This window comes from Mucilaginibacter sp. P4_G9 (genome assembly GCF_056400985.1).
Genome location: NZ_JBFUKF010000521.1, coordinates 1 through 2954 on the forward strand (window position 1 = coordinate 1; position 2954 = coordinate 2954).

4 protein-coding genes are annotated in these 2954 nt (G+C 36.9%); all 4 read left to right on the forward strand.

Features of this window, described 5'->3' with window-relative positions:
• Positions 1-228 precede the first annotated feature (228 nt).
• Positions 229-894 (forward strand): MBL fold metallo-hydrolase, encoded by a 666-nt coding sequence (locus tag AC1DPZ_RS24745; protein ID WP_477408492.1) that lies wholly within the window; start codon positions 229-231, stop codon positions 892-894.
• 31 nt (positions 895-925) lie between these two features.
• Positions 926-1378 (forward strand): N-acetyltransferase family protein, encoded by a 453-nt coding sequence (locus AC1DPZ_RS24750; RefSeq protein ID WP_477408494.1) that lies wholly within the window; start codon positions 926-928, stop codon positions 1376-1378.
• Positions 1379-1566: 188 nt separating this feature from the next.
• Positions 1567-2199, forward strand: a complete 633-nt coding sequence (locus tag AC1DPZ_RS24755) for an HAD family hydrolase (RefSeq protein WP_477408496.1) — start codon at positions 1567-1569, stop codon at positions 2197-2199.
• Positions 2200-2220: 21 nt separating this feature from the next.
• A partial coding sequence (locus tag AC1DPZ_RS24760) for a DUF6438 domain-containing protein (protein ID WP_477408498.1) occupies positions 2221-2954 on the forward strand: 734 nt, incomplete at its 3' end.

Here is a 2954-nt window from a genome sequence, read left to right on the forward strand (position 1 = left end):
CATCCACTCTATGCACATATTACCCTCCAAAAAGGGGAACGTAGCGAGCTGGCAAATTTGGCTACAGAACTACTATAAACAYGATTAAAAGATTTGGCAGGATTTACAGGATCTCAGCACGATTCATGGAAACAGTTTTTTAATTCTATGAAAATAAAAACCGTTCAAATCCTTTAATTGTATTTTAAATAGAAGAAGGCAACCTGTAAATCGTGCAAATAGTAATCTATGAAAATAAGTAAATACCTCCATTCCTGCCTTGTTTTTGAGCTGGATGATTACAAAATATTATTTGATCCAGGTAAATTCTCTTTTACAGAAGGATTGGTTACCGCGGAGATGTTTTCAGATGTAAATGCCGTTGTGATCACCCACATTCATCCGGATCATTATGATATTGATATACTAAAAAATATTCTTGAACTAAGCGGCGCCGTAGTGATCACCAACAGCCAGGTAGGTAAAGATCTTGATAAAGCAGGCGTTGTTTATACCGTTTTAGAAGAAGGTACAGCAAACTTTGGCCCCTTTATATTGAAAGCTTTCCCGGTTATACATGAGCTGATTGTGGATAATCYGCTGCCACAAATGACGGGCTTTATTATTAACGATAAAGTTTTGCATCCTGTTGATTCTATGGAAGACAAGCTTTTTGAATATAAAGACATTGAACTGCTGCTCATGGTAACCATGGCGCCATTTGCAAACGAGGTACGAATCTCGGGTTTCGCAGACAAGCTTCAACCCAAACAAATATTGCCTGTTCATGATGGCTATGCCAAAGAGTTTTTTATTAAGCAACGTTATGCGGCTTATGTAAGGCATTTTGAAAAACAGGGTATCAAATTTCATGAAGTATACAAAATCGGGGATACTATAACCCTTGATAATTAAAATATTATAAACTTACAAAACCTATATCATAATGCAGATCAGGCAGATCAACCCCAGTGAATATCAGTTAGTAACACATTTATTCGATCAATACCGTGTGTTTTACAAGCAGGCGTCTGATATTGCTTTGGCGAAGAGTTTTATTAAAAACCGCCTTGAAAATAATGAATCGGTAATTTTTGTGGCTATGGATGGCGATCAGCCTGCAGGCTTTACACAGCTTTATCCGTTGTTGTCATCTGTAAGGGCAACAAAGAATTGGTTACTAAATGATCTTTATGTTGATAATGACCATCGTAAAAAGGGAATAGGCAAGGCTTTATTACAAACGGCTTATGATTTTGCTAAAAGTCATGGAGCCACGTTTATCCAGTTGGAAACTGCGGTTGATAATTATACAGCTCAAAGCTTATACGAAGCTGTCGGTTTTGTAAAGCAGGAAGCCAACAAAGCTGCCGGCTATCATTATCGCAAGGCAATTTAAAAAAAAACAATATAAAAAAAGTCCCCGCTTTTTACAGCGGAGACTCCTATGAAACCAACCTCCTGCTAAGCTGGCTCATATTAACCTTATCACACTGCTAAGGTGAAAATTAATCATGAAGAAAACATGAACTTAGTTTTTACAGCCAGTGTTAATTTCACATCTTTAACAAAAAGACAAATAATTTTATGCAGAAACCAGATAGCCTGATCTTCGATATGGATGGAACCCTTTGGGATGCGGTTGATACTTACACCAATTCATGGAATCTCACTTTTGAAAAGCTCTCTATAAAAAGAACTATTAATCGTGATGAACTAATGGGATTAATGGGAATGGAAGGTAAAAAACTCACCAAAATTTTAATGCCCGATTTTGATGCTGATAAGGCTTTGGGCATTTATCTTGACGTAAATGAAACCCGCCGTCAAATTTTGCCGGTAAGCGGCGGAATTATGTATAATGGTGTTAAAGAAGGAATAAAGCAATTATCCTCAAAATATAAACTGTTTATATTGAGCAATTGCGCGGTCGGAATTATTCCATTGTTTATTAATTGGGCAGGTATTGGGGAGGATATAACAGATTCTTTTGCTTATGGCGAAAACAATATGCCAAAACATCATAATATGCGTTTATTGATCGATAAACACCAGCTTGAAAAACCGGTATACGTTGGCGATACACAAGGTGACGCTGAGCAGACACGCCAGGCTGGCATACCTTTTATATTTGTAAGCTATGGTTTTGGCGAAACTGATGATTATCAGCATAAGTTTGATGATTTTGAGTCGTTAACCACGTATTATATGAGTTTGTAAGTAAATCAGAAATTAAAATAAATGGTAAAACGCGGTCTTTCTTTATTTTTATTGGGATTGATTTTTTGTACAGCAAAAGCTCAAAAGACGCAGCTTGATTCTATCCGCTGGATTAATAAGGACCTTGGGCATCTTTATTTTACCCGGGGGCATGTTAAATTTAATTTTGTTGGATCTGATAAGGAAAAAAGCCACTACGCCATTGTAAAGGATACGTTGATACTGTCAGATATTTATACATCCAGTGCCGATAATTTTAGAGCTAAACACAAAACAGATTTTAAATTTTTAATCAGGAACCTTACCTCAGGCAGGCTTTATTTAAAGGCCATCGATTCCAATGCTGTAAAACTGGCCGGGAATGATACTTATGAGTTTACCAATTTTAAAAATAGTTATGATAAAGACATTAAATTTTCAAAGGTTCGTTTTTTATCATCTACCTGCCATGGCGAATGTCCGCAACTGGAAATTTCAATTTTGGCCAATGGCGATTATCATTTAAGGGGAGGGGAATACGCTGATCCTTATAAAGGGGAGTATACCGGTAAATTATCTGGTGCGCAGCTTGATACCCTAAATTATTGGCTTAAACACAGTGAACTGAAAAAAATGTATAATTGGCAGCAGGCAGATCCCGTCACCGATGCCCCCAATTATTATTTCGCGTTTGAGTTTAACGATAGCAAAAAGAAGCTCAGCATCACCACAAATAAACCCCCATTAAATATAATAGACCTGGTTCAGTTTATGGT

Bases quoted from the DNA above. Each gene is read 5' to 3' on its own strand.
- AC1DPZ_RS24750 (WP_477408494.1), top strand. From the start codon at position 926: ATGCAGATCAGGCAGATCAACCCCAGTGAATATCAGTTAGTAACACAT.
- AC1DPZ_RS24755 (WP_477408496.1), top strand. From the start codon at position 1,567: ATGCAGAAACCAGATAGCCTGATCTTCGATATGGATGGAACCCTTTGG.